Raw genomic sequence first — 4,447 nt, 5'->3', positions numbered from 1 at the left:
CCTTCATGTTGCCATATATAATCCCTTATTTTGGACAGAGATAATCCTTCTGCATATAAATGGAGAACTTTCAAAATTATTTCTTTTGGGTACATCATTTTTTCAAATCCATCTCTTTCAACAAATCTTCTTTTGCATCCATTGCATTTATAAATCTGCTTTACAACATGCTTATTGTATCTTTTACCCGCCTTTACAACATCTTCACATCCACAATATGGGCATTTCATTTTCCATCCCCTTAAATGGAAAATGAAAACATGTTTATAAATATCACGAAATTTTCGGGGAATTCTAAATTTTCACTTTCGGAGATAATGACAATGAACATAAAATTTTTAAACTGTTTGATATATTCTACGCATGAAAGTGATAATTCCGATTTTAGTTGCAGTATTGATTTTTGGCAACATCTGTGGTAGCACTTCTGAAGGAGGAAAATTTATTATCCAATGGGAAAAGAGTTATGGCAACCTGTGGTGGTGGTCCGCCCGCTATGAGGGGCCGCAGCCTGTTGGCGATGCTGATAATGATGGAAAAAATGAATTGCTTATAGGGGGAAGAGATCCTTTTTTGAGGGTTATGAAATGGGATGAGAGAAAGCAGACATATTATGAGCAGGCAAGAATTGTTGACCCTGTTTTTGGGATTGGTTATAGCCTTTTTGGCATTCCACAGCCTTTTGGTTCAGCAACTGGATTTTGCGTAGGGGATATAGATAATGATGGAAAAAATGAAATAGGGGTTGCCTGGGGTCGCCACTTCTCATTTTTTGAATGGAATGGTTTGAGATATAAAAAGGAAGGGATGTATGTTGTTTATGACGGGCAGAGATGGGGAACAACTCTTGACTGCATAGTTGGGGATTATGATAACGATGGAATTAATGAAGTTATTGTTACAGGTGGCTTCAATAATGCTCCATCACTTGTTGCTATAAGATGGGATGGAAGCAAGTTTGTGGAAGAAGCGAGCTGGGGAAATGAAGCAATATATTTCCCATGGATTGCAGATGTTGATAATGACGGAAAAAACGAGGTTATAGTTGGACATGGTCGCGACTTAGTTGTGCTTAAATGGGATGGAGAAAAATTTATCTCAAATACAATAGAAAGATTTCAGTATCAGGTTTTTGGATGTGTTGGAAAGGATAGCAATGGAGATGGAATAAATGAAATACATGTAACATTTTATGCCCCGCGCCTCTGCATTTATAGATGGAATAATTCATCGTATGAAAAATTATTCGATGCTTTTTGGCAGGGTGAGGAAGATACAATCGAAGCAATAGATGTTGGAAATGTTGATAATGATGCCTTGCCAGAAGTTTGTGTTGGAACGGATAAAATTCATATTTTGCAGTGGAATGGAAACGAATATGAGGAGGAATATCTAATAAATGATACATACGGCTTGCTTGCGGTGACATGTGTCGGGGACTTTGATAACGATGGAAAAAATGAAATAAATGCGGGTGCTGTTGGCGTTAGCATGGGCGAGGATTATAAAGCCTGGATATTTAAATATTCGGGCCTGTAGCCTAGCGGAAAAGGCGGCAGCCTTCGGAGCTGCAGATCAAGGGTTCAAATCCCTTCAGGCCCGTAGAAGCGTGTTTTCCTTTCTCTCTTTTTAATAATTATTGCATTAACAAGAATTTTTGCTTTTTTAAAAAGATAAAATTAAAAAATTATTTTTATTATCCATTATAATTAACAAGAATTTTTGCTTTTTTAAAAAGATAAAATTAAAAAATTATTTTTATTATCCATTATGGCTCTTGTTTTGGGTGCGGGGAAAATGGGAAGGGCAATTGCACATGATTTAATGAAACAGGGATTGGATGTAAGAATATGTGATGTAAAAGATGTAAGCATTAAAAATTTTTTTAAACTGGATGCAAGAAATGAAAAAGATGTTGAAAGAGAGATGAAAAAAGAAGATATTGCAATAAGCGCTCTTCCTTATGATTTCAATTATAAACTTGCAAAAATTGCAATAAAAACAAAAACAAATTTTATTGATTTAGGCGGAAATAGTGATATTGTTAGAAAAGAATTAATGCTGGATGAAAAGGCCAAAAAAGCGGGGATAAGCATAATACCCGACTGTGGCTTGGCTCCTGGAATGACAAATATAATTGCTTATCATATATGGGAAAATGCGAAGGAAATGCATATAAGGGTTGGCGGCTTGCCGCAGAAACCGAAAGGAGTTCTAAAATATTCTTTATCTTTCTCTGTTCATGGGCTGTTGAATGAATATATAGAGGACTCAATAATAATCAGAAATAGAAAAATATGCAGGGTTAAATCTCTATCTGGAATAGAAAAAATTTATTTTAAAGGGTTTAAAAATTTAGAAGCGTTCTACACACATGGAGGGACATCCACGCTTTTAGAAACCATGAAAGGAATTAGAAATCTTGATTATAAAACAGTAAGATATGCAAAGCATGCAGAAAAAATTAAAATTTTAAAGGAGCTTGGATTTTTTGAAAAAAATGCGAGAAAATTTACAGAAAAAATTCTTGATAAAAATCTTTCAAAGAATGAAAAGGATGTTGTCCTCGCAAGAATATATAGCGAAAAAAGGACCGCCGAATTGATCGATTATTACGATGATAAAGAAAACTTTTCTGCAATGGCAAGAACAACTGGTTTTCCAACATCAATAATAGCAAAAATGGTGGTTGATGAAGAAGCGGAAAAAGGGGCTAAGCCCCCCGAACTTGCAATAGATGGAAATAAATTTTTAAAAGAGTTGAAGAGAAGGAAAATAATCTGGAAAATTACATGAATATTTTTCTGTATTCCTCCACAGTATCTTCAAAAAATTTTTTTACTCCTTCCTCGGTTTTTTGATGTACAATCATTTCTTTCAAAACGCTGAATGGAATTGTTGCTATATCAACTCCTAACTCAGCTATCTCCCTCACCTGCCGTGCATTCCTTATGCTTGCTGCAATTATCCTTGTTTTAAATTTGTATGCCCTGTATATATTCACTATGCTTTTTACCATATCTACACCACTGTATAGTCCATTATCCGAGTAATTTATTCCAGAATTCTTTTTATACGCCTCCAAAATATCCCCAGCTTCAAGCATTCTTTCTTCAATTTTCCTAACCATATTGTAATCATAATAATCCCATTTCCCATATTTTATGCCCAGCTTATCTCTTATATAATCATCAATTCTTCCAACAAATGGGCTGACATAACTTCCGCCCGCCTTCGCAACAAGCAATGCCTGCGTCGGGCTCATCACAAGTGTTGCGTTTGTTTTTATTCCTTCCTCTTCAAGCTTTTTTATTGCTTTTACTCCTTCAAATGGCTCTTCGGGAGATGTACAAATCGGAATTTTTATTACGACATTATTTTTTTCATTGAATTTTTCATTAAGAATTCTTGCCTCTTTTATCATTTCCTCTTCTTTAAATCCTTTTACCTCCAAGCTTACTGGTCCATCAACAATTTTGCAAATTTCCTTTATATAATCCTCCATACTCATCCTGTTTCTGAATTTTTCAAAAGCTATTTTAATCAGTGTTGGATTTGTAGTTACTCCATCAACAACCCCCCATTTTTTTGCTTCTATTATCTCATCTATATCAGCGGTATCAATAAATATTTTCATGATTTTGAAATAAAGATTGAATAAATATTTTTTTCTCGGATTGGCTTGATTAACTAACATTACAGCCAATTTCCGCATTTTAAGTAAGAAATAAAAATGATTTATTCTATGCTCCTGAGGGTGCTGTTAACTTAACCAAAATTTTCGATAAAAATATGCATCCCATCCCTTTTTTGCATTTTATCACCAAATGCATCTATAGGATGGGATGCAATTATTGAAAGAAAAATGTATCATTATGAGAGAAAAAACCAGCGGAAATAATACTTTACAGCTTATTTCTATATCTGTGCAGATTGTCGCTAAGAGATGTATTTGAAAATAGCATCTCAGATAAAAGCCCCAGTGTGTGCGATGCGAAACAGACGAAAGGTCATGGTATTTGATACTGAAAAGATAGAACATTTTGATAACTATTTTCCAAGCAAGAGATGGAAAATAAAACATGTGAAGCTCTGGTTTTCCATTTATGTTTTCTATTATAATTGGATAGAGCCATCAGAGTTTATCCAATAACTACAGTTTTTTATTGTAGAGTGGTAAAAATGGATAATGAATATGAAAGATTTATAGTAGCATTTGCAAGAGTTAATGCAATGCTAAAGTTAACAGCATCCCAAAAAATTTAAGATTCTCCTCGAAATGAATGATATCTCTTATATCAAAATTTTATAAGAGTATATAATCTATTTTGTCCAAGCTCTAAATTTATATCAGCTTTCATAGCTCTATTTTCATCTCCTCTTACAAAATTATAAATTATTCTCCTAAGACTAAGAAAAGCATTCGCTGAATCAAAAGATTTGAAGG

5 protein-coding genes and 1 tRNA gene are annotated in these 4,447 nt (G+C 34.0%); 3 read left to right on the top strand and 3 right to left on the bottom strand.

Going from position 1 to position 4,447, the window contains the following annotated elements; all coding sequences use genetic code 11:
• On the bottom strand, nucleotides 1-230 hold a 230-nt coding region (locus tag H5T45_07305; protein MBC7129507.1), incomplete at its 3' end, for an IS1 family transposase.
• A gap of 133 nt (nucleotides 231-363) precedes the next feature.
• Between H5T45_07305 and H5T45_07300 the strand changes: the two genes are divergently transcribed.
• From H5T45_07300 to H5T45_07290, 3 genes are all read left to right on the top strand, one after another.
• Entirely contained in the window at nucleotides 364-1,539 is a 1,176-nt protein-coding gene (locus H5T45_07300; GenBank protein ID MBC7129506.1) for a hypothetical protein, read from the top strand.
• Nucleotides 1,530-1,602, top strand: a tRNA-Arg gene (locus H5T45_07295). Before H5T45_07300 ends, H5T45_07295 begins: the two co-directional genes overlap by 10 nt.
• Before the next feature lie 168 nt (nucleotides 1,603-1,770).
• Entirely contained in the window at nucleotides 1,771-2,796 is a 1,026-nt protein-coding gene (locus H5T45_07290) for a saccharopine dehydrogenase NADP-binding domain-containing protein (GenBank protein ID MBC7129505.1), read from the top strand.
• Here the strand turns inward: H5T45_07290 and H5T45_07285 are convergent.
• Nucleotides 2,789-3,637, bottom strand: a complete 849-nt coding sequence (locus H5T45_07285) for a transaldolase (GenBank protein MBC7129504.1) — start codon at nucleotides 3,635-3,637, stop codon at nucleotides 2,789-2,791. The two genes, H5T45_07290 and H5T45_07285, sit on opposite strands and share 8 nt — an antisense overlap.
• A 661-nt stretch (nucleotides 3,638-4,298) precedes the next feature.
• On the bottom strand, nucleotides 4,299-4,447 hold a 149-nt coding region (locus H5T45_07280; protein ID MBC7129503.1), incomplete at its 5' end, for a hypothetical protein.

This window comes from Thermoplasmatales archaeon, from assembly GCA_014361245.1.
GTDB lineage: Archaea > Thermoplasmatota > E2 > UBA202 > JdFR-43 > JACIWB01.
Note: the sequence above shows the minus strand (reverse complement) of the source record. Positions and strands in the feature narration are given on the sequence as shown.